This is a genomic window from Bradyrhizobium sp. Unk1 (assembly GCF_059512345.1).
In genome coordinates this window covers 1-20,480 of sequence record NZ_JCAMOP010000060.1, presented here as the reverse complement: position 1 = coordinate 20,480, position 20,480 = coordinate 1, and the positions used below count along the sequence as shown (strand labels likewise).

Genomic DNA, 20,480 nt, shown 5'->3' with positions numbered 1-20,480 from the left:
GATGCGGCCGTCAAGAGGATCGGTAGTGGAATTCCGATAGCTTCTTCAGCTCTTCCTTGGACGCGCCAGGAAGAGTGATCTTGTTGCCGGTATCATCGATGACGAGGCTATCAAACGGGACGGCTACGAGGTGGCCCCCGACGCCGAGAAAGCCGCCGACCTGCAGGACCCCGAAGTCGAGCTGCTTCTTATCCTTGCTGGCAATCACGTCGTCCAGACTTCCGATCTTCTCGTTCTTGTCGTTGATGACGCTGCTGCCAATCAGCTTGCTCATGCGATAGCCCTGAGCGACGACGCTCAAGTCAACCTTGACCAGCGCTACGCCGGCCTGAGGTAGTGCGGGATTGCTGCTGAGGACAGCCAAGAGTCCGGCCAGCGCCGCGAGGCCAGAAAATCGTGTCCACTTCGCCGCGTTCCGCCGGCATGACGACGTGGCCGTGCTGATGATGAGTTTCGAAAGGGGACGGGGGATGGTTGCTTCCATGTCTCTCTCCTGTGACTGTCAGTGGGTTAGCGAGTACCCCCTTTGAACCAGGAGTGCGCTGACCATTGTCAATTCGCAGATCGCTTAATCGACACCGCGGCTGAATGCCTTGACTGCCCAACCGTCATGGCTGCGCATTTGCGGCATCGACGCGTCCGGGAGGTGCTGATTGTGGAATAGCGCCTCGTGCATCTGCCGGAACATGCCGGCTCCGGCTGCGCAATGAAATGTCGTTGGTAGTGAATTGCAATCAACGTTCGAGCGCCGTAAGTCTCCCCTCGATATGGCTCAAGCGCCGTTACGTGTTTTTACGTATGAAAATTTCCCAGGTTTACGCCGTTGTATTGCTGATAGTTGATTGCCCGTGAGCGGATCGTTCCTCCCGCCGAGAGTGCGCTGAAGAAGGAAGGACAGGGAATGAAGCCGATAATCCACCCAGCGGACTATTATCGAAAAATGCTCGCCGCACAGCCGCACGCGCTGAAGCGGCTCGATGGGTCGGAGGCAATTGTCAAATTGAACCGCGACCAGCAGGTTCCGGAAGACGACGGCGCCACTGGACATTGGTACTACGTGATTGCCGGCGCCGTACGATGGTCGACTATCCGCACCGATGGACGGCGGCAGATCCTGGACCTGATGCTGCTACGGGATTTCTTCTTTGTCGGAAACATCCAGAGAGAGGAAACGATCGAGGCCATGACGGAAGAGACCGTGCTCGCGGGCTATTCCGGAGCGCGGCTCGAGAATCTCGGCGAGCGCGATCGCCAGTTCGCGAGAGAACTGAGAGAGATCACCTTTCAATCGTTAGAACGGACCCGACAGCAGCTCGTAGTCCTCGGGGGTGTCACGACGGCGGACAAGGTGAGTGCGTTCCTGCTGCTACTTGAAAAGCGCTACGGAGACCAGCGGGGAGACATACGGGTTCCGATCACGCGGTATGATCTCGCCGAGTACCTCGCTGTGTCCGTAGAGACTGTGTGTCGCGCGTTTTCAGATCTGCAGCAGCGCGGTATAATTGCTCTGATTGGGATTCGAACAGTCCGGATTGTGGATCGCGATGCACTGGAGCACCAAATCGGTAGAAAGTATCCGAACGCTGGTTCTGATGCGATCGCTGCCTAATTGCGCTCGACCCAGAGCGGACTTGGGCGGACACGGGCATAGGGCCGGCCGTGAGCCCAGCGGAGCGGTTGGCCCCCCGCAAGGCCACCTCAGTGGGATGCTGACGTTCGAACGCGGCCTAGAAAGAGCAGCGCCAAAAGCGCAAACGTTCCGAAGATTAAAGCTCTCGAAAGCCAAGCCCTTGTAGCTCGGCCCCGGTCGCGCGCCATGTCATAGGCTGCCGGCATACAAGCCATCGCGAAGAGCTGGAAAATCGGGTGCGTCGGCATAGCCCGTTGGCCCGGTATCATCCACCTCCGTTCCGGGAAGCTTGGCGGCGAGTACGTCGATCTTTTCGAGCGTCGGTGGCCTTGTCAGGAGCGCGGCAGTCTCATCTGACATCAGCGCCGCTGCCACTTTCCCCGAAAGGTGGGCGTTGCGTCCAGCGTCGTTCGGAAAGGCATCGAAGATACCGAAGGTTGACGGTCCTAGCCGTAGCCCGAACCAGGCGATGGTTGCCGGCTCGTTTTCAATAATCGGCAGCCCGCTCTTCAGGAACTTCTCGACGGCGGCTTCACTTCCGGGCTTTGCCTCGACACGAACAAACAGTGCTGCGGTGACCATAGCTTCTTTCTTTCAGTGCGGTGCCGCCTGTCGGCAGGGTCTAGAGCATCGGCAACCCACGCTGACGCGGATCTCGGGGAAACGCGGCATCGATCCGATCAATCTCGACATCCGACAGATGCACAACGGCTGCTTCGGCATTCTCGTCAACACGGACGGCGGTGAACGCCTTAGGAATCGCGAAGATACCAGCTCCCCTGGCCAATCACCGCGACCGCGCGTCGGACGGAACCAAAACGCCGGCGCGCGAGGCCAATCAGCTCGCTGCGTGTGGCGTCAAGCAGCATGACGGCGTCCTCGCGCTTCGGAAAGAGCTTGATCATCTCTTTGTTGAATGCCGTCGGGATATCATCGGGCTTGCGGCTCGTGACCAGGCCTCGGTCCACAACCGCTTCCTGATCCACCCAATCCGCGCCGGCATTTTTCAGGTCGGTCCTGAGTGAAGGCCACGATGTCATGCGGCGCCCCCGTGCTGCGCCGGTCCCGATAATGGTCCATGGCCCGTGGCAGATCGAGGCGACCGGTTTGCCGGCATCGAAGAAGGCTTTTGCGAAGGCAACCGCCGTAGGCTCGATGCGAAGCGCGTCGGGATTGATGACACCACCCGGCAGCAACAGCGCGCCGAAGTCCTCTGCTTGGCTTGATTGAGGGGAACGTCTACCGGGAACTCGTCGCCCCACTCCGTGAACTTCCAAGCACGGATCCGCTGGTCTTTCGGCGACACGATGCTGGTTTTGGCGCCGGCTTGGTCGAGCGCCTTGCGCGGCTCCACCATTTCGACTTGCTCGAATCCATCCGCGATCAGAATCGCAACCTTCAGGCCATCGAGTGTCTCACTTGCCATGATCCCAACTCCCATTGTGCAGAGGCGTAGCGCTCGGCGCGCGTTCAGGCAGCCTTTTTCAGCATGTTGTGCGGATCGATGACGAACTTCTTGGGCGAACCGTCGCTGAAGGTCTTGTAGGCCGCCGGAGCGTCTTCCAGCGAAATAATCTTGGTGTTTGCCACTTTGCGCAGATAGGGCATGCGGTCCCACAGGATCGCCATCATGAGATCGCGATTGTAGTGCATCACCGGCGCTTGGCCGCCGGTGAGTTTCGGTGACTTGATCCAGGCCTTGCTGAAGGCGAGCGGAAGCTCGCCTTTCTTCGCCATAGCGGTCTTCGGTGCGCCGGGATCCAAATTGGTATAAATGCCCGGGATACCCATCGCGCCGCCGGCGCGGACGATGTCGAACAAGACATTGATGATGGCTTCCGAGTGCTCGTCCCGGTCTTCCTCGCCGTAACCGTGAGCTTCCAGGCCGACGCAGTCGACGCCCGCATCAACTTCACGCTCCCCGAGGATCGCCTCGATCTGATCGGGAACCGGCGTGGCGCTGGTGGTGTCGACGGTCTCGTATCCGCATTCCTTCACGAGGTTCAGCCGCTCCCGGAACCTGTCCGCTACGATGATGCACGACGCTCCGAGAAGACGGGCGCTGGCAGCCGCACAACGGCCGACCGGCCCGGCACCCGCGATGTAGACTGTCGAGCCGGTCCTAACGCCGGCCTCAATGCAGCCATGATATCCGGTCGGCAGGATGTCGGAGAGCAAAGTGAGATCCAGGATCTTCGCCATCGCTTGGTCTCTGTCGGGGAATCTCAGCAAATTCCAGTCGGCATAGGGGACCAGCATGTAATCGGCCTGTCCGCCTTGCCAACCGCCGAGATTGAACCCATAGGCGCCGCAATCGACGATGTCGTTGACGTACGCATTTTCACAAACATCGGTATGCCGCTCCTTGCAATTGCGGCAGCGGCCGCAGGAGACGTTGAAGGGAACTGATACCAGGTCTCCTTTCTTGATGAGTTCCACGTCGCGGCCGACCTCGACGACTTCACCGGTATTCTCATGGCCCATGACCATGCCTTTCGGGGCCTCAAAGCGACCGTGATAGATGTGCTGGTCGCTTCCGCAGATATTGGTCGACACCAGCTTGACGATCACGCCGTGTTCGATCTTTCTGCCGTGCGGATCCTCGAGCTTCGGATAGTCAATGGTTTTGACCTCGAGCTTCATGGGCCCCTGAAATGTCAGAACGCGATTGCCGGCCATGGTTTGAGTCCTTTGCGTTGAATGGTAGCTTTGCAACATGTCTGTCGCTTTTGCTCGCTCTAGGCGGGCAACCAATCTTTGCGGGTCGTTCCGTGCGATCTCCTGGATTCTTGGAGCGTTGGTTCCAAACAGCATACGGAAGTTTTTTTTGCGCGCCCTGACGTTCGTCAACAATCGCGAAAACGAATTGGGAGGAACTGTTTCGGGTTGCCGCCCAGCCCGTAGCGAGATGGAGACATCGTTCACTTTTGAACAAACCGCTCTACGGCTCGTTGACGTTTGAATGGAGAAAGGAGGCCCCAATGCCTCGTTACTTCTTTCATCAGCATGTGCGCGGCCAAAAGACTGAAGACCCGCGTGGAAAACTATTCGCGACCGAAGGGGCAGCGTGTCACCGAGCCGTGCAGCGGATGCCGGCCTTCCTGAAGAGAGCTGGGGAGCGCTCCCGAAACACCTATGTCGCCACCGAAGTAACTAATGGCGACCGGACTCTGTTCGTGGTGAGGGGAACAGTCATTGTCGATCGGCGGTAAAGCCGCCTCGGCGGGCGCGAACGCTCTCGGCGTCACAGCGTCGCCCGCGCTGCTCGCCCGCGCCGATGAGGTTGTCGAAAAGTAATACCCCGCCCTTGCTGCGGTGCATGGGTCCGGAAGTGGCCCATCGCGCTCACGAAGAAACGGTCACTCTCAGTCGCCGAGCGTCGACCTTCGAGGTGGCCGTTCGCTCGCCTAGAGATAGTTAGGCAGGATGGCTCACGCCGCCGCGGCGAGGGAGCCAGTCTGCTCGTTCTGGCGGGTCCGCAACTTGAAGGACAGAACGACCAGCGCGATACCAAAGGCCATCGCGTAAGCTCCCATCCACCACGTAAGGACCACTGCCCCGATCAGCGGCATAGCGACCAGCAGCGCGCCATAAACGAGGGACAACACCCCGCCCAGAACCATCCACCAGCGGCCATGATCAAGCTTGAGGCGGAAGCCGGCAGTCATCATCAGCGCGCCTGAGACGATCGCCCAGGCGGCGACCATGAAGACAAAGGCAAGCACCGTCAGGCCAGGCCAGATAAAGGCGGCAACGCCGACGGCGATATTGAGGAGGCCTTCAAATATCAACAGTCCCCATTCATCCTTCCGTCGCATCGCACGAACGGCGGAAATGATTCCTGCTATGCCGTCGACCAACATGTAGGCCGAGAACAGCAACACCAGCGAGAGCATGGTGGGACCCGGGAAGAGAAAAGCAAGCAACCCGAAGACAATTCCGAAGATGCCCCGCAGCAGGAACAGCCACCAATTCTTGGCAAGCATCGCGGAGGCAGATTCGATGTTGAAGTCAGCATTGCTGTTGAAGGTCGTGCTGGTCATGTCTAGCTCCAAAATAGCCGTCGGTTTCCAAGTTCGGCCATAGTAGCGACTTGTCGCTACGACGTGCCTTGACAGCTATCAAGCTTTGCTCGCTGCGAGACAATTCGAATGGCAGAGGCGCCTTACGTAGTATTCCTAAATCGCAGCACCGCCGCTTCGCGAGCAGTATGATCAACAAATTCGCTGAGCACTTTGTGCCGAGACAAAGGAGAAGACAGAGTGCCAAAAGAGCGTCCCATGAACGGGGTTGAACCCGAGAAGTCCGAAGATGACATTCAGCGCGAGCTGTTGGGACCGCGCGGCGTTCCCGGAGCGCCCGACCCAGCCAAGATGACGCCGCAGCGCGCGAAGAAGACGCCGCTCTACCATTTGGATCCAGGCCACCCCTCGTAGGGGAGGAACGGGTTCTCGCAATCATGCGCCGTGAACTGTCAGCACGATTTTTCCAAAGACCTCGCCCGCCTCTAAACGTAAATGCGCCTTGTGGGCTTCAGCCAGCGAATAACGCGCTGCGATCGGGATCTTGAGCTTCGCCGCCTGTACTGCGTCATTGAGGTGCTCGAATTCGCGAACCCCGGCAACGGCGTCATATCGAGTCAATGTAATACCGCGTCGCTTCCTTGGCGCTGGTTTGATGCCGTTCGGGTGAGCCACCCTTCCGTTCGGTCGAAGCGCATCGAGGCATTGCCCGAGTGCGTCGCCACCCGCAAGAGCGAGCACAGTATCAACTCCCTCGGGCGCAAAGGCGCGCGCACGATCGTCGATGTCGACCACCCGCTTGCCATCGACGACCGCATCGGCACCCATCTCTCGCACCAGTTCCACGCCCTCCATCCCGGAAGCCGTAGCAAATACGCGAGCGCCACGCAGCTTGGCAAATTGAACGGCCAGAGTGCCGACGCCGCCCGAGGCGCCATGAATGATGATTGTCTCACCCCTCCTTAAAGTCAGGGCATCGTCGATGCCTTGCAGAGCCGTCAGACCCGTTGTCGCAATAGCTCCTGCGTGCTGGAGGTCCAGCCGTTTCGGGATCGGCGCGACATTGTGGGCGGGGACTGCCACATACTCGGCGTAGAAGCCGCCCTTGGGGTTCTGCCAGCTGTACGAATAGACCTCGTCGCCAACTTTCAGTCGGCGCACGCGCGAGCCGACAGCGACGACAATACCGGCGCCATCGACGCCAGGAACCATCGGGAAGTGCGGCTTGCGGTTCGCAAAGCGTCCGAGGCGCACGTCGATATCCCATGGTCCGGCTCCTGATGTGTCGACCGCAATCAAAACCTCGCCAGAATCAATCGTCGGAACCGGCAGCGCGTGCCCGGTGAGTACGGCAGGTTCGCCGAAGCGATCCATGGCCGCGGCATACATCGTGCGGGGGACGGGAATTGCGTGAGTTCCGGGAAGAGCGGAACGACGGGGGCGGTCAAGCATGGGTTGGCTCCTCAATGGGCAACGACGAGCGGGATCGGCGAACGACGAAGCAGGCGGCTCGTCGTACTGCCGGGTAGCAGTTCATGCAGGGCGGAATGGCCGTAGCTGCCCATCACCAGCAAATTGGCGTCCAGCTTGCGGCATTCCTCGATCACCACGCCGGCGGTCTCGTCTTCTTCACCAAACGCTCGGTACTTGACGGCATTGATGCCGTGATGCCGAAGATGTTGTACGGCATCGTTTCCCATGAGGAGGTCTGCCTCCGTCGGGTTCGCACCTTGGACGACGAGGAGGCCGACTTTCTCAGCCCGATGCAAATAAGGCATGCCCTCGGCCAAGGCGCGGGCCGCCTCCCGACTGCCGCTCCATGCGACGATTACGTGCTTCCAGAAAGAAACTGCTCTGAGGTCGTTCGGCACGAGGAAGAGGTGGCGGCCGCCTCCGAAAAGGAGGCGCTCGATCAAGCGCTCTGGGTTGCTCGATCGGCTATCGGGGCGGAGCTCCACGAACGTGTCGGCAGCGCGCGCTGGCAGCATGGCCGTATCAGGGACGTCCTCCTCGCCCACGACATCAAAGCGACGCAGGTCCGTCTCCCGCTGAAGGCGTCTCAAACGCGCCATCGCGGCTGCTTCGACCGAGTCGCCTTCTTTCCTTGCGGCTTCGCTGGAGGTGAGAGGTGACTGCAGACTGAAGTAGAGACCGGTGACGTGAGATGCAAATATCGTGGCAATCTGTTCGACGGCTGCCAGACGAATGTCGTCCTGCGGCGTTCCGTCGAGGCGAACGAGTATATCCTTGATCATGGCAGTCCTCTTCCAGTAGTTCGGCCGGCCTCCATTGATCAAATGGTAACTTCCAGCCCTCTTGATCTTACAGCCAAGTACCGTGGAACGGCCGGCAGATGCCTTGATGGTTGTCAAGCAAAGCTGGGCCAAAGTCTCAGGCGGAGCTGTTTTGACGCGGTGCGGCTTATCGGTGGAGCTATCGAAAACCACGGTCGGGCTGACGGTCATCAACGCCGGAACCGACTGATTGCCGGATCTTGTCGTTAACTTGGGCGCACGCATCGTGTGGGATTCCAAGCTCGATCTTACAGGCAGAAAGTCATGCTGATCGGCGAAGAAAACGTCTCCAGGCACGCGCATCCACGAATTGCGTCAATTGATGACGGGGTGCAGGCCGCGGGTCGTGTCGCGATCGGGGCCGTCGTGGTGGCTGCGGCGGCCTGGATCGCGTGGGAGTTTCTGGCAGCGTTGGTTTGGGCCGCCATCATCGCCATCGCAACTTGGCCGCTTTACAACCGTCTGGCGGCTATCGGAGGCAAGCGATCACAAGTCCTAGCTCCGTTATGCTTCACCCTTGTTATGGCATGCTTCGCGATCGTGCCGACCATGTTGTTGGCACGGCAGATTGCCGAGGGAAGCGGTGCGTTGCTGGCTTCGCTCAATACGCTCGGACTCAACGGGATTGCCGCTCCACCTTGGCTGTCGCGATTGCCGCATGCCGGTCAGCTACTTGACCAATGGTGGCAGGAGAATCTCAGCGACCCCAACGCTCTCGTCGTATGGCTTCGGCGCGTCAATCTCGAAAGCCTCGCGACCTGGGCAGGTTCTCTTGGCGGCGCGTTGCTTCGACGAGTCCTCGAGTTGCTGACGATGTTGCTTGCCCTGTTCATCGCGCTCCGCGATGGCGCTTGGCTCGCACTTCGATTTCGGGCGCTTGTGCGCAATCTGCTCGGGATGCCAGGAGAAAATCTGTTGATCACCTTCGCTGACGCCATCCGTGCAACTGCGAACGGTACTGTGGCGGCCTCGCTCGTCAAGGGCGGTGTTTTTTGGCTGGCGTTTGTCATAACCGGCGTGCCGCATCCATTGCTGTTTGGCGCGACCATGACTCTTTTTTCGATCAAACCATTCGGAGCCTGGATTATCCTGATTGCTTCCACCGCTTCCTTGCTTGTTGTGAACGATGCCCCATTAGCGAGCGCTGGACTAGGGGTCTTCGGCAGCGCCGTATTGTTGATCATCGATCATCTCATTCAGCCGGTACTGATCGGAGGTGCCGCACGACTGCCTTTCCTGCTCGTGCTGATCGGTATTATCGGTGGGATGCGATCCCTCGGGCTGCTCGGCCTGTTCATCGGGCCGGCGATCATGGCCGCCCTGCTGACCATAGGGCGTGAGTGGATCCGCGCCGGCGACAACTGATCTTTCATTCGTGTGGGGAAAGAAAGGACCGCGCAGCTGTGTGCAGGCGGTCCAAGTCAAGGGAGGACGCCCGGGAACGGGCTGCGATGGTGGGACACCTCGCATTTGGATCGTCGCAAACGCCAAGGGGCGGTGCATTGATAGTTCCCAATTGGATCGCGGTAAAAATCATGAGCGCGGTGCCGTGAGCGCCCGACATCAGCTGACATCAGTCAAGGCGGAAGAATATCCTTTATGGTCCCTTGCGATCCCGGCTGACAGCGAGGCCCGACAATGCGCGTCAGGCCAGCGAGAGGAAGAGGGCGAAGGCGATCATGTCGATTAAGGATGAAATCCAGGAGACAAAGAGCGAGTTCAGGTTGACGTCCCTTTATCAGTGGTTTGAGCACGCTGTCGTGCTCTTCCTGACGTTCCTGATTGCAATCGTGGTGGTCGCAGCGGTCTGGACACTGAGCCTGAAGATATTGTTCGGGCTGGTGTTGGCGGGCAGTCTGGATCCGTCTGATTTCAGGGTGTTCCAGGCCGTTTTTGGCATGATCTTTACCGTGATCATTGCGTTGGAGTTCAAGAAGTCGCTGTTGGTGGTGGCTGAGCGTCGAGAGGCAGTTGTGCAGATCCGGTCCGTGATCGTGATCGCGCTGCTTGCTATCTGCCGAAAAGTCATCATTCTAGATCTGAACGAAACGGACGCCTTGCACACGCTGGCATTTGCGACCCTTATTCTCGCGCTAGGTGTGGTGTATTGGCTGGTACGCGACAGCGATTGCCGACAGGAAGAAATAGCCTAGAGGAAGGAGCCACACTGGCGTTATGGGCTGCTGAGATAGACTGGCAGTTTTCCAAGAGCTGCCTGGCTGGCGCCTGGAAGCACGATCTCCCCGCGTTGATCGTCGAGCTTGAGGCCACGGAAGGGTATCGCGACGAGATGACCACCGGAGCCAACGAGATCGCTGACCGCGAGGACGGCGTAGATGTTGCCATCCTTGCCAAAGATGAAGTCGCTGATTCTTCCGATCATCTCACTCTTGTCGCTGATCACAGGCTTTAGCTTGAGGGCTTCAGCCCGATAGCCTCTGGCGACCTCCTTTGACTCCATGGGCGTCAGGGCGATTTCTTGACCTGCGGCTCGGCCGACTCCTTGAACAAGGGTCGTCAGAACCAGGGCAATCGCGGCGAGAAAGGGACGAGTGCGGTTCATGAAGATCGGCTCCTGGTTGGACAGAGCAGAGATGCTTGTTGCCGAGCAGCCCTCGGCGGATCTCGAGGGGCTTTCGTACAAATGTCCCTGTTCGATGCGGCGTCGCCGCCGGGCCTCGATTCCCCTAGGGAGCGCCAGCAAAAACAATCACTTAGCTGGAAAACTCATCTCCGCACAAATAGCCGACCAAGTACAAACCGGGTATCGGTTGGCGCGGTGCCGAACAAAAACACCCAACCTTGGCTGTGCCGACCACATTGCCACCCCCTGTGGATTGAAAGTTGTGGCTCTTGCGGCCCACCCGTGACCCTACCAAATTGAGTCCCAGCAGTTGGGGTTCGGGGTTTGCGATGATCAAAGAGGAAGACTTCGCTGCGGCGGCTGATTGTCCGCCGGACATGGCCTTCGTGCGCCTGGAACGAAAATTCCGCGAAATCTTGGAGCGGGATTTGGAAGATACTCAAAGTGGCGGCGCGTCGAACCACTACATCATCGAATACATGAACCACACCTTGGCCACCGCCGAGGCGCTGGGACTTGATTTCTTGGATTTCTTTACCGTCCCGAATGATGGGGCAACCGACGTCTACGAAGACTACAAGCGCTTCAGGCAGACCGTCGACGCCTACACAGTTCGCATCCAGATCAGCCACATTCGCGTGGGACCGGCGTATGCATTGCCGCTTGATGCCGATGAGAAGAAGCATCTGCGAGCCTATGTGAGCAAAATTAAAGAAATCATCGACGCATCGTCGCTCGTCATAGCGAAGAAGGAGCGCCTGCTAGACAAACTCAATGCGTTCTTGGCCGAGCTCGACCGCGATCGCACAGCCCTGCAAAAATTCAATGATTTAGTTTTATCGTTGGCGAATACTGGTGGCGAGGCTGCCAAGGAAATGGAGCCCGCATGGAAGTGGGCCAAACTTGCCGCCGCGATCCTTGGGGTCCGTCAAGAGACAGAACAGACCAAACAGCTACCACCACCGAGCAAGAAGCCGGAGGAACCAAAGCGTCTTCCCCCGCCAGCAAGTAAAAGAGCCAAAGCCATTGCGGAAATGGACGATGACATACCGTTCTGAGCACAAACGCGAATTCGCCCGCACCTAGCAAGCACACCGCGCTACGCTTCGGCCTGCCGGTAAGCAAGCTCTCGCCAAATGCTTATCCGAGAGGAACATCGGTGACTACCGACATTGAAGAACGCAAAAGGCTCTCCTTTGAGCAGGCGGAGGGCGTTGCGCCGTTGCCGTCACAACTTCAGTTGCGCGAAATATCGGCCAAGTTGCGGGCGCTGTTGTGGGAGCGCATCCACAAATTTCTGAGCGATGTAGAGCGGCACAACGACTATGCCTCGAACTCGTTCGACAAGCCGTGGTCGACCATTCTGAGGGACGAGTTCGTTTGGCGACAGGACGGGATGGTCGATGATTTCGAAAACGACGCGAAGAAGCTCACGAAGAAGGTGCGGGCAGTTTTTGAGAAGGGCGATTACATTGCTGTCTTTGGCTGGCTGGAGTTCGTGCTTAAGCATCCAGCGTCCCCACCGGCATTTGCAGACCACATTGAGCGGGTTTTGAAGTATTGCCGTGTGGCCTATCGCGTAGTCGACAAAAAGGTGATCTGCCCAGTTGCCTCAGATGCCGAACACCAAACCATTGAAAAGCGTTCGCTGACCTCACTGCCAGTCAGTTCAACGGTGCGCGCGCCCACCTCCGCAATGCTGCAAGTCATCTGACCGCTGGGACATATGCCGACAGCATCCGCGAAAGCATTCACGCTGTCGAAGCAGCTGGCAAGACGCTGGATCCTTCCGCCGACATTCTCACCAAGGCGCTCAAGAAACTGGAGCAGAAGATTGCGATCCATCCGGCGATGAAGAACGGGTTCAACTCTCTGTATAACTACACCAGCGATGAAAAAGGTATACGTCACGCGCTGTTGGATGACAGCGCGGCAAAGGTGGACGAAACCGACGCCCTGTTCATGTTCGGGGCCTGCGCGGCGTTTGTGTCATATCTTATCGGCAAAGCGCGAGCGAATGGCCTGCTCACCTAATCGGCTCAGAAACGCTAATGCCTCGAACATCGCGAACGAGCAACAGGATGCGTGGTGCACCCAAATGCTACGTCATTTGACAGCGGGAGCTTCGGTCCTAGCCTGCCTGATAGCGAGTGCGGCTTTTGCTCAACCATTTGACCAGGCCGCAATATGCGAAGCGATCAAAAACGAATGGGTCGTTCGCCTTGTCTACCGTGCGGACGAAGGTGAGAGAACATTTGTGCCTCGGTATCTCGGTTATACCAAGCGCGGCGACGTCATCCTTAACGGGCATCAACTGGCCGGATTTAGCAAGTCCGGAAATTTGCCGGGGGCGCGCTCATTCAGACTAGATCGCACTTCAAAGATTACCTTTACGAAGGAAGTGATGCCCGGCCCACCGGGTTTGGATCGACCACACAGTGGAATCGAGCGCATGATTTGCAGTAAGCCTGTAGGCTAATCAACCTAAGAGCCTTCGATGCCGTCGAACGTGCAGGGAGAGAAGAAGGGCACAAGGAATGTCGAGCAAATGGATCGTACCGGTTTGTCTAGTCATCTCGCTGCTGAATTCAGGGGTTCTCATCTATCAATATGTCAACCCAGCGATAAACGTTAAGGGCATGACTGCAAAAAGCTGGCTTACTGACAAGCAATTCAAGAAAGCGGTCGAAAATATCGCCGCGGATGAGGTTTCAAGCAAAGGGTTTTTAGACGAAGATGAGGTGAAGGAGTTGGTCGAAAAGCTTGGATATTTGGATGAAGATGAAGTGAGGGAATTGGTTAGAAAGTGCGTCGCTACACGTGGGAGAATTGAATGCTAGTGCCTGTCCACTGAACGTGAAGATGCAGGACTAGCGAGTTACAGCCCGCGACACGGAGAGATCAAATGGCTTCCAACAAGAATTGGGACCAAGTTGAACTGTGGGTGCGAAATGGCTGGCAGGCCATCTCTCTGGATGAAGCACTCAGACTGGACAAAGACCGAAAGAAGCGATGCCCTGAATGTCACGGGCAGGTTAGAGTGCACGCGGCGGGTACGAACGGCCAAGCTGCTCATTTTGAGCACTACGAAAACAATCCTGGCTGTCGGTTCGGCCACAATTTTGACGGGACGAAACGCATGCACCGCAAGCGTTTGTCGTAACCCAATAGATCACCGACATCGAGGAGCCCCACGAGAGGTTTCACCGTCAAGGTGTCCGCCGCCCGCTCTCACAAGTTGGTCAGCATGAACAACGCGCTATTAGTGAAAGCTAAGCCCTATCTCATATGGGCAATCGTTATTGCTTTAGGCTACCTCGCGCTTGAAGTGGCCAGCTATTGGTTCGCTGTACCGAATGGCTGTGTGTGTCTGGCAGAAATCAAGCCCGAACTGGCAAATATGTCGTTGATCCATAATTCAGTCGGTGACGCGTCAAAGATCATCATCAAGACTTATGGGTTTGGTGAGGATGGGGGGATTACGCTCTGCTATCGACAGAAGCCGCGGCGTGGAAATATCGATGGTGATTTTGGTTTGCCAGAAAAAGGCTGCGAGTTTTCGAGCACATATTCAATGGATCAAGTTGACGATGCAAAAACGGATACTAAAAACTCGATCCGGTACAAAGTAATCGAGAGCACTTTGCCCGAGGTGCCACCCGGCATTGATGATAAGAGCTTGAAAGAGACTATCAAAAGACGAGAGCAGGCCGAAGCAACCGCAACAGGAGCTAGGTTGGATCTGGACCGCACTACAAACATGTGCACGTTTCAAGCAACGGAGTGGAACGGAACGGTTGCTGTCGGCAATATGAATTGCTCAGACCAGACGTTCCACTTCAATATCAAGGCATGGCAGAATTACACCCAACTGTTCTACACGAGAATCTTCTACTACCTGAACGCGTCAAAATGAATGTGAAAAGCGATCTGCTCATCGCTTCAGCGGCGCCAGCGGATCCGGGTGAAACCTCGAGATGCCCTTGGCCAGCATCTTCTTCGTCAGCAGCGCCGCATTGTAGTTCACGTCATCCTTGCCGACTGCGTCGGGGTCGTCGATCCAGACCGGCGGACTTTGCCACGGCATGAGATGTAGATTTTTGCTTTGCAGAACGTAGCAGGCGAAGTGCGCGACCGCCTCGGGTTCTTCATGAGCCAGCTTGACCTTCATCTGTTCACGGCGCTCGCGGTCGTTCAGGAGCGTCTCAAGACACAGTTGTAGGCAATCATGATCCTCAGTGCGATCCACCATTTTGCAGTTGCTCCACGAATTCGTCCAGCGGGCTCTGTTGCCGGTCGTACTGCGCACGGCCGAGCACCTTGGCATCGGCCAATGCCTGCGGTGTCAAGCGCAATCGCGTAGCGCAACTGTATTGGAGCCGCGCGAGTTCGACGAACTTTGGGTCGTCGGAAGACATCTGCTCCAGTCGCACAGTCGCCCGCGCATATGTGCAGATGAGGATTTTCTGATGTGGCGCAAAGTGCTTGCTGCTCACACTGTCCACGACCTGTTTGAAGACTTCACGCTCACGTTTTGTGAGATCAGCGGGTGCGGTCGAGCGTTGACCGTTCATATTCGCTTGCGTAGCGAGTTGCTTGTTTCCCTTGCGGCCAGTCTGCATGAACTTTTTCTCTGGTCGGTTTAATCTAAGGTCAGAAAACTCAAAACGCCCTGCGGGCCGGGAAGAGCGCGATCCGATCGCTAGGTTCCGGCAGTCCCCCCCCGGCCGTTTACAGTCACGTCGAACACTTCCCCCGCACTCATCGCTGCTGTGTGGTGAGCTATCTTCGTTGCGTGGTAGCGCATCGCGTTTGTAGCTCGACATGCACTCGTCGAGCAGGATGCTGCTGCCGCGCACCAACTGTTGTTCACTCCATGCTTCGTAGCTCGCGGCAACTTCGTCGGCCAATCTGCGGAGCTGAACAATCCAGCTACGCACAAGGAGGTCCCTCGCTTCTGCCTGGATGAGGAGGGTCCGTTGCCTGTTCATTGCACTGCTCGCAGGCTAGGGAGGCCAACCTTGCGCTCTATGAGCGCTTCGCGCATCTCGATATTCTTCATTTCTGCGGAGGCCAATCGGGCTTCTAGATTGGTTTGCCGCTGTTCTAACTCGACGACCCTTCCGCATAGAACCTTCACGTCGTTCTGTAACCGCTCGATGGTGTCCGCCGCATTGTTCGCCATCCGCGTCATCGCCTGTAGTGCTGCTACCAAGCCTTCTTCATTCCGCTCCACTCTTGCTGCAAGCGCAGTGATGGCCTCCCGGCGAAGATCACGTTGCTGTTCACGCCGATCCCTTGCACGTTTTCGCTCAAAGCGCGCCTCTTGCTCGTCTGCTTCACGCTTCCAGCGCTCAACTGGATCAATGCTGACATCCTCCCCGGCGCACACGGAGGTTACAGGTTGATGTTCCGGGGAAGACGCCAACATCGCCGTGCGGGCAGCCGCTGCGCGACGTCCTTCCAGAGCGCGGTGACGCCATACAGTCGAACGGCATCGGCGGTCTGGATTTCCACGGTCCGCTCGAAGCGGCGGCAGGAGACGCGCAGCACGTGGCGCTGAATTTCGGAGAGACGTCGCTGCCGCATCTGGGCCCCGGTCTTGCCAGCGCGAGGGTCTCTGAGGACGGATTCCCAGTATTCGGCCGGAAGCGGCGCATCCGTGCCGCAGTGGAGGGACTTGGCCTACGGGCGGCTTCGGCTGCCAGCTTTTCCATCTGCTTCGGGGTGGGCATGCGCCAGCTTGCGGGTCGGTCAGTCATTTCTCGATTAGAACATAACATGAACAAAAGTCCGTCCAAGGACCTGGATGAGAAAAATCAGCCTGTTGGACGAGGCCCGATGTCGGAACCAAGGCGGGCCGTTCGTCTTGAATCCGACCTCAGTAATGGAGTTCCCCCGCGATGGCCCCCGCGCCAACTGGAAAGGCTTCCTGCGTCTCTCCCTCGTCGCCTGTCCGGTCGCGCTCTATCCGGCCACCTCGGAATCCGAAAAGGTCTCTTTCAACCAGTTGAACCGAAAGACCGGCCATCGGATCAAGTACGCCAAGGTCGACGCCGACACCGGCGAGGAGGTCGACAACGAGGACATCGTCAAGGGCTACAAGGTCGATACCGATACCTTCATCGAGGTGACCAAGGAGGAGCTTGAGAACGTCGCGCTGGAATCGACGCGAACCATCGAGATCGACGAGTTCGTCGACCGCAGCGAGATCGATCCGCGATATCTCATTCGCGTCCGGACGGTAAAGTTGGGCACGATGCCTTCGCCGTCATTCGGGAAACCATCCGCGAGATGAACAAGGTCGCAATCGGCCGTGTGGTGCTGACCAATCGCGAGCACATCATCGCGCTCGAGCCTCTCGACAAGGGACTGATGGGCACGCTGCTGCGCTACCCCTACGAAGTACGTCCCGCTGATGAGTATTTCGACGACATTCAGGATGTCAAAGTTGCCAAGGACATGCTTGATCTCGCCAAGCACATCGTCAATCAGAAGGCGGGCCATTTCGAGCCGGACAAATTCGAAGACCAGTACGAAACCGCCCTCATCGATCTCATCAATCAGAAGCGCGCCGGCAAACCCATCACCGCGAAAGCGCGTCCTCGAGGCGAGAACGTCGTCGACCTGATGGATGCGCTGCGCAAGAGCATCGGACGAGAGGCGACGAGCCCGACAGAGGCTCCGAAGAAGACGGCCAAGAAGCCGCGCAAGGCGGTGGCCGGGCAGAAGGAAATGCTGATGCCAATCGCCGGCAAAAAAACGGCGAAGGAGGGCGCAGCGAAAAAGCCGGCCGCAAAGCCGCAGCGAAAGTCGGCCTAGCCCGTCGTGAAGCATCCGGTGTCGCCGGGGAAGCTACTTTTACCGACTGCGCTGGTGCGCTCGCTTCGAAGAACCCCTGCTCGCGAGGTAGACTGAATGACGGATCAAATGATCGCGTCGGTAGGCGGGAAGTGTCATGGCGAGAAAACTGAAGACCTACCAGACTTCGCTCGGCTTCTACGATCTGGCGATCGCCGCTCCCTCTATGAAGGCGGCCCTCGAAGCCTGGGGCGCCAACAGCAATCTATTCCACCAGGGCGCGGCGAAGGAAAGCGACGATCCGGACGTCATCGCTGCGGCCATGAAGAAGCCTGGCGTCGTTCTCAGGCGCCCGGTCGGATCCGACGGAGCCTTCAGCGAGCAAGCCGAACTGCCCGCCGATCTCGGCGGGGACAGAAGATCGACGAAAGCCGCCCGCAAATCGAAGAGCGCTATGGCGAAGAAGCCTTCCTCGCGTCCCCTCGACAAGGCGGCGGAGCGGAAGGCCGCGCTTGCCTACGAACGGGAGGAGAGGCGCCGGGAAAGTGAGTCGGCAAGGGAAGAGGCCGCCAGGCAGAAAGAGCGTGAGCGCCGTCAGCAGGCGGTCGACAAGGCGCAGGCCGCGCTGGACAAGGCGGAGCAGGAGCACCTGAAGCGGGCCGCCGCCATCCAGGCCCAGGTTGAGGCTCTCGAGAAGAGATCGCAAACCGAAGACGATCGCTGGAATAAGGAGAGGGAGCGATTGGAAGCTGAGCTGCGGCGTGCCCGGAGTTAGTTTCTTGGCGGGTTCTTGCTCAGCGGCATCGAGAAGGCAGAGGCCGCCGTCAAGCGTTCATCGTTCGGGATCTGGTACACGCTCTGCGGCTTGGTTCACTGCGGTGCGATCGCGTCGATCCTCCGGAGCGAGATCCATGACCGCTCGATGCAACTCGGCCGGGATCGTCAGCGGACTTTCCAGCGGCTTGTTCGCCCACTGCCAGAAGCGATCGAACGCATCCATCACAAGTCCTCCCGCAGGCCTCGGAAGAAAGGGTGGCGCACCTTTCCCTCGGCCGACTTCGCGCGATACTCGATCTCGGCCAGAAGCTTGGGTTCGACCCAGATGCCCTTGTGACCGATGCGCTTGGTATAAGGCTGGGTCTTTCGGATGAGGGGTTTAAGCCGCTTCTGCAGATCGGCGGCCGAGACCTTGTCGAAGCCGTGGTCGACTTTGCCGGCGTAGAGCAGATCATCGCCCTTGCGCCGGCCGACGTAGATGCCGTCCCACTTCGTCCCATCGAGCGCGAAACCGGCAATGGTCAGGGTCTCACGCTGTAGGCAGGTCTTCTTGACCCAATCATTCGTGCGTCCCGTCGGATAAGCGCTGCCCCGGACCTTCGAAACGACGCCCTCGAGGCCGAGCTTGCAGGCGTGCGCGAACATCTCGCGGCCGTTTATCTCGAAGCTTTCGCTGAACTGGATATCGGTGCCGCCCAGGATCTTCTTGAGTTCGGCCTTGCGCTGAAAGAGCGGCAGCTTCCGGATATCTCGGCCGTTCAGATAGAGCAGATCGAACGCTACGAGCACGATGCTCGTCGACCTGCCCTTGAGTTCGTTCTGCAGGACCGAGAAGTCGGTCGTGCCGTCCGCGGCCGGTACCACGATCTCGCCGTCCACCACCGCCGAGTTCGCCTTGATCCGCCAGGCGTCATGGGCGACTTTCTTGAAGCGATGCGTCCAATCGTGGCCACGCCGGGTGAAGATCTTCGCCGTCTCGTTGGCCAGATGGACCTGAACACGGTAACCGTCGAACTTGATTTCGTGAATCCAGCGCTCTCCGGACGGCACCTTCTCGATCGAGGTGGCAAGGGCCGGTTCGATGAAGCCGGGGAAGGGCGCCTTGACGCCGATAGCCGCCGGCATTTTACGCTGAGACGCCACTGAAGAACTCCACGCTACAGCCGATTCAAATTGGCACAGTTTGAATCGTTCCGGAACCTGGGAATCCTTGTCGCGTTGCTTCGATGTCACAACAGGAGGCACAGATGGCGGTAGCGAAGAATAGCAAGACAGCGCGCGGGCGAAAACAGGACCGGGCTCGGGTGGCAGGCGGGCAGGACTACGAGGTGCAATACGAGGCGAAGAAGACGCGAAAGTCGGCGCCGGCGGTGAAAAAAGCCGTCAAAAAGGTCGGCAATGCGCGCAAGCGCGTGGAGAAACGGCTAGGCCGCTGAGGTGGAGACGGGCTGGCGTCGCTGCTCAGCGCCAGTCCTGCTCGTCAGGGGCGCATTCCGGGCAGGTATCGCCAATCGAACCCAGCGCGTCGCGAACCGCGGTCTCGGCCGCGTGAGGGGAGACGTCTGCTGGCGGGTAAAGACGGGCGATATCGAAGGCGCGCTCTCGTGCATGCGGATCGGCGCGGTCCTGCATCCAACCGTGCTCCTCGCACTCGCGGATAGCGCCCGCTTCCTGGAGCACGTGGATCGCCCATCCCCGCAGCGTCCGTGTTGTCGGCCTTCGCTTAATGGTCATCAGCATTGAAATAGACTCCGAATACGACGAATCCTGTGGCCCGTCGTTTGTTCCGGCTGCTAGCACAAGCCTGGGAATCCCAGTCAGCGGAGCGTCAAGGTTACTCCCAATTCTGAGATCACCGTGAAGATGCCATGCGGTTCTCGCAGGATTGCCTGCATCGCCTTCGCTGAGGTTTTCACTGTATCTGCGCGTGCGGCCGGGGCCGCACCGGGCTCTCGTGAACCGAGCCGCGCGGCGTCTCGGCCTTGCGGCTTCGATCCCTCGCGCTAAAGCTTTGGTGCTCCTCGCCGGGGGCACTCGGGAAAGGGGCTCGCCTGCGGCGATCGCTATCACTGCCCCGTTCCCGGGTGCCCTCTTATGTGGGTTCGCAAGCCTTGGCGTGCTTCATCGAGCAAGTGGCACGTGCTGAGGGTGTACGGGCGATGCCTTCGGCACGCGCTCTACTCGTCGCTTCGCTCCTCACCGAGCCACCCTGCGGGTGTCTCGGCCCTTCGGGTAACGATCGCTATCGCAAGCGCTCGCAAGCAGTTGGGGGCGCCCGGGGGACCACGACGGCAGGACTGCCGCCCGTAATCGGTCTGCGCCGGGAGTTGCGGCCGCAGCGCAAGTGGTCTGCGCGATGAATGACGCGCACA

26 protein-coding genes and 3 pseudogenes are annotated in these 20,480 nt (G+C 58.6%); 14 read left to right on the top strand and 15 right to left on the bottom strand.

All coding sequences use genetic code 11. The annotated features are described in order from the left end of the window. Positions 1-10 precede the first annotated feature (10 nt). Entirely contained in the window at positions 11-484 is a 474-nt protein-coding gene (locus tag AC5ZFO_RS42895) for a PRC-barrel domain-containing protein (RefSeq protein WP_282521393.1), read from the bottom strand. 417 nt (positions 485-901) lie between these two features. Between AC5ZFO_RS42895 and AC5ZFO_RS42890 the strand changes: the two genes are divergently transcribed. After that, positions 902-1,609, top strand: a complete 708-nt coding sequence (locus AC5ZFO_RS42890) for a helix-turn-helix domain-containing protein (protein ID WP_282521392.1) — start codon at positions 902-904, stop codon at positions 1,607-1,609. A gap of 210 nt (positions 1,610-1,819) precedes the next feature. On the opposite strand, the gene AC5ZFO_RS42885 is transcribed toward AC5ZFO_RS42890, so the two are convergent. The 3 genes and pseudogenes from AC5ZFO_RS42885 to AC5ZFO_RS42875 all read right to left on the bottom strand — a co-directional run bounded on the left by AC5ZFO_RS42885 (position 1,820) and on the right by AC5ZFO_RS42875 (position 4,309). After that, the gene (locus tag AC5ZFO_RS42885; RefSeq protein WP_496123709.1) at positions 1,820-2,212 is read right to left on the bottom strand and encodes a putative quinol monooxygenase; all 393 of its coding nucleotides are present in this window, start codon (positions 2,210-2,212) and stop codon (positions 1,820-1,822) included. Positions 2,213-2,382: 170 nt separating this feature from the next. Then, positions 2,383-2,987: pseudogene (locus AC5ZFO_RS42880) on the bottom strand (type 1 glutamine amidotransferase domain-containing protein). Between the two features lie 113 nt (positions 2,988-3,100). Next, the gene (locus AC5ZFO_RS42875) at positions 3,101-4,309 is read right to left on the bottom strand and encodes an alcohol dehydrogenase catalytic domain-containing protein (RefSeq protein WP_282521391.1); all 1,209 of its coding nucleotides are present in this window, start codon (positions 4,307-4,309) and stop codon (positions 3,101-3,103) included. 302 nt (positions 4,310-4,611) lie between these two features. Here AC5ZFO_RS42875 and AC5ZFO_RS42870 point away from each other — a divergent pair, with 302 nt between their 5' ends. Next, positions 4,612-4,842, top strand: a complete 231-nt coding sequence (locus AC5ZFO_RS42870; protein WP_404979792.1) for a DUF6894 family protein — start codon at positions 4,612-4,614, stop codon at positions 4,840-4,842. A gap of 219 nt (positions 4,843-5,061) precedes the next feature. On the opposite strand, the gene AC5ZFO_RS42865 is transcribed toward AC5ZFO_RS42870, so the two are convergent. Further along, positions 5,062-5,673, bottom strand: a complete 612-nt coding sequence (locus AC5ZFO_RS42865; RefSeq protein ID WP_282521390.1) for an HdeD family acid-resistance protein — start codon at positions 5,671-5,673, stop codon at positions 5,062-5,064. Positions 5,674-5,910: 237 nt separating this feature from the next. Here AC5ZFO_RS42865 and AC5ZFO_RS42860 point away from each other — a divergent pair, with 237 nt between their 5' ends. Then, entirely contained in the window at positions 5,911-6,066 is a 156-nt protein-coding gene (locus tag AC5ZFO_RS42860) for a hypothetical protein (protein ID WP_282521389.1), read from the top strand. A 21-nt stretch (positions 6,067-6,087) separates the two neighbouring features. Here the strand turns inward: AC5ZFO_RS42860 and AC5ZFO_RS42855 are convergent, their stop codons facing one another. Both AC5ZFO_RS42855 and AC5ZFO_RS42850 read right to left on the bottom strand, forming a co-directional pair. Further along, the gene (locus tag AC5ZFO_RS42855; protein ID WP_496123708.1) at positions 6,088-7,104 is read right to left on the bottom strand and encodes a quinone oxidoreductase family protein; all 1,017 of its coding nucleotides are present in this window, start codon (positions 7,102-7,104) and stop codon (positions 6,088-6,090) included. An 11-nt stretch (positions 7,105-7,115) separates the two neighbouring features. Continuing rightward, positions 7,116-7,907 (bottom strand): universal stress protein, encoded by a 792-nt coding sequence (locus AC5ZFO_RS42850; RefSeq protein ID WP_282521387.1) that lies wholly within the window; start codon positions 7,905-7,907, stop codon positions 7,116-7,118. Positions 7,908-8,210: 303 nt separating this feature from the next. Here AC5ZFO_RS42850 and AC5ZFO_RS42845 point away from each other — a divergent pair, with 303 nt between their 5' ends. Both AC5ZFO_RS42845 and AC5ZFO_RS42840 read left to right on the top strand, forming a co-directional pair. Beyond that, a complete protein-coding gene (locus AC5ZFO_RS42845) occupies positions 8,211-9,311 on the top strand; it encodes an AI-2E family transporter (RefSeq protein ID WP_496123707.1) in 1,101 nt (366 codons plus the stop codon). A gap of 314 nt (positions 9,312-9,625) precedes the next feature. Continuing rightward, positions 9,626-10,099, top strand: coding sequence for a phosphate-starvation-inducible PsiE family protein (locus AC5ZFO_RS42840; protein WP_282521385.1), 474 nt, complete (start codon positions 9,626-9,628; stop codon positions 10,097-10,099). A gap of 20 nt (positions 10,100-10,119) precedes the next feature. Here the strand turns inward: AC5ZFO_RS42840 and AC5ZFO_RS42835 are convergent, their stop codons facing one another. After that, entirely contained in the window at positions 10,120-10,509 is a 390-nt protein-coding gene (locus tag AC5ZFO_RS42835) for a PRC-barrel domain-containing protein (RefSeq protein WP_282521384.1), read from the bottom strand. Between the two features lie 350 nt (positions 10,510-10,859). Between AC5ZFO_RS42835 and AC5ZFO_RS42830 the strand changes: the two genes are divergently transcribed. The 6 genes from AC5ZFO_RS42830 to AC5ZFO_RS42805 all read left to right on the top strand — a co-directional run bounded on the left by AC5ZFO_RS42830 (position 10,860) and on the right by AC5ZFO_RS42805 (position 14,446). Then, positions 10,860-11,588 (top strand): hypothetical protein, encoded by a 729-nt coding sequence (locus AC5ZFO_RS42830; protein ID WP_282521383.1) that lies wholly within the window; start codon positions 10,860-10,862, stop codon positions 11,586-11,588. 101 nt (positions 11,589-11,689) lie between these two features. Beyond that, positions 11,690-12,244 carry an AbiJ-NTD4 domain-containing protein gene (locus tag AC5ZFO_RS42825; protein WP_282521382.1) on the top strand — a complete coding sequence of 185 codons (555 nt, stop codon included), beginning with the start codon at positions 11,690-11,692 and terminating at the stop codon, positions 12,242-12,244. A gap of 137 nt (positions 12,245-12,381) precedes the next feature. Next, on the top strand, positions 12,382-12,564 hold the full coding sequence (locus AC5ZFO_RS42820) for a hypothetical protein (RefSeq protein ID WP_282521381.1): 183 nt from the start codon (positions 12,382-12,384) through the stop codon (positions 12,562-12,564). 503 nt (positions 12,565-13,067) lie between these two features. Further along, positions 13,068-13,370 carry a hypothetical protein gene (locus AC5ZFO_RS42815; protein ID WP_282521380.1) on the top strand — a complete coding sequence of 101 codons (303 nt, stop codon included), beginning with the start codon at positions 13,068-13,070 and terminating at the stop codon, positions 13,368-13,370. A 65-nt stretch (positions 13,371-13,435) separates the two neighbouring features. Next, positions 13,436-13,693 carry a hypothetical protein gene (locus tag AC5ZFO_RS42810; protein WP_282521379.1) on the top strand — a complete coding sequence of 86 codons (258 nt, stop codon included), beginning with the start codon at positions 13,436-13,438 and terminating at the stop codon, positions 13,691-13,693. An 84-nt stretch (positions 13,694-13,777) separates the two neighbouring features. Further along, positions 13,778-14,446 (top strand): hypothetical protein, encoded by a 669-nt coding sequence (locus AC5ZFO_RS42805; protein ID WP_282521378.1) that lies wholly within the window; start codon positions 13,778-13,780, stop codon positions 14,444-14,446. A gap of 18 nt (positions 14,447-14,464) precedes the next feature. On the opposite strand, the gene AC5ZFO_RS42800 is transcribed toward AC5ZFO_RS42805, so the two are convergent. From AC5ZFO_RS42800 to AC5ZFO_RS42785, 4 genes and pseudogenes are all read right to left on the bottom strand, one after another. Beyond that, positions 14,465-14,782 carry a hypothetical protein gene (locus AC5ZFO_RS42800; protein ID WP_282521377.1) on the bottom strand — a complete coding sequence of 106 codons (318 nt, stop codon included), beginning with the start codon at positions 14,780-14,782 and terminating at the stop codon, positions 14,465-14,467. Next, positions 14,766-15,470, bottom strand: coding sequence for a hypothetical protein (locus tag AC5ZFO_RS42795; RefSeq protein WP_496123706.1), 705 nt, complete (start codon positions 15,468-15,470; stop codon positions 14,766-14,768). The genes AC5ZFO_RS42800 and AC5ZFO_RS42795 overlap by 17 nt, the downstream gene beginning before the upstream one ends. A gap of 47 nt (positions 15,471-15,517) precedes the next feature. Beyond that, positions 15,518-15,922 carry a hypothetical protein gene (locus AC5ZFO_RS42790; RefSeq protein WP_282521375.1) on the bottom strand — a complete coding sequence of 135 codons (405 nt, stop codon included), beginning with the start codon at positions 15,920-15,922 and terminating at the stop codon, positions 15,518-15,520. 5 nt (positions 15,923-15,927) lie between these two features. Beyond that, a pseudogene (locus AC5ZFO_RS42785) lies at positions 15,928-16,292 on the bottom strand (hypothetical protein). A 125-nt stretch (positions 16,293-16,417) separates the two neighbouring features. Between AC5ZFO_RS42785 and ku the strand changes: the two are divergent. Continuing rightward, positions 16,418-17,352 (top strand): annotated as a pseudogene (ku, locus tag AC5ZFO_RS42780) (non-homologous end joining protein Ku). Positions 17,353-17,488: 136 nt separating this feature from the next. Then, positions 17,489-18,106: a cell envelope biogenesis protein TolA gene (locus AC5ZFO_RS42775; RefSeq protein WP_282521374.1), complete on the top strand. Its 618-nt coding sequence runs from the start codon at positions 17,489-17,491 to the stop codon at positions 18,104-18,106. 57 nt (positions 18,107-18,163) lie between these two features. On the opposite strand, the gene AC5ZFO_RS42770 is transcribed toward AC5ZFO_RS42775, so the two are convergent. Both AC5ZFO_RS42770 and ligD read right to left on the bottom strand, forming a co-directional pair. Further along, the gene (locus AC5ZFO_RS42770) at positions 18,164-18,331 is read right to left on the bottom strand and encodes a hypothetical protein (RefSeq protein ID WP_282521373.1); all 168 of its coding nucleotides are present in this window, start codon (positions 18,329-18,331) and stop codon (positions 18,164-18,166) included. Further along, a complete protein-coding gene (gene ligD / locus AC5ZFO_RS42765; protein ID WP_282521372.1) occupies positions 18,331-19,251 on the bottom strand; it encodes a non-homologous end-joining DNA ligase in 921 nt (306 codons plus the stop codon). Before ligD ends, AC5ZFO_RS42770 begins: the two co-directional genes overlap by 1 nt. Before the next feature lie 104 nt (positions 19,252-19,355). On the opposite strand from ligD, the gene AC5ZFO_RS42760 reads away from it, so the two are divergent. Then, entirely contained in the window at positions 19,356-19,544 is a 189-nt protein-coding gene (locus AC5ZFO_RS42760; RefSeq protein ID WP_282521371.1) for a DUF3606 domain-containing protein, read from the top strand. A 25-nt stretch (positions 19,545-19,569) separates the two neighbouring features. On the opposite strand, the gene AC5ZFO_RS42755 is transcribed toward AC5ZFO_RS42760, so the two are convergent. Then, a complete protein-coding gene (locus tag AC5ZFO_RS42755) occupies positions 19,570-19,848 on the bottom strand; it encodes a hypothetical protein (RefSeq protein ID WP_496123705.1) in 279 nt (92 codons plus the stop codon). Positions 19,849-20,480: the final 632 nt, after the last annotated feature.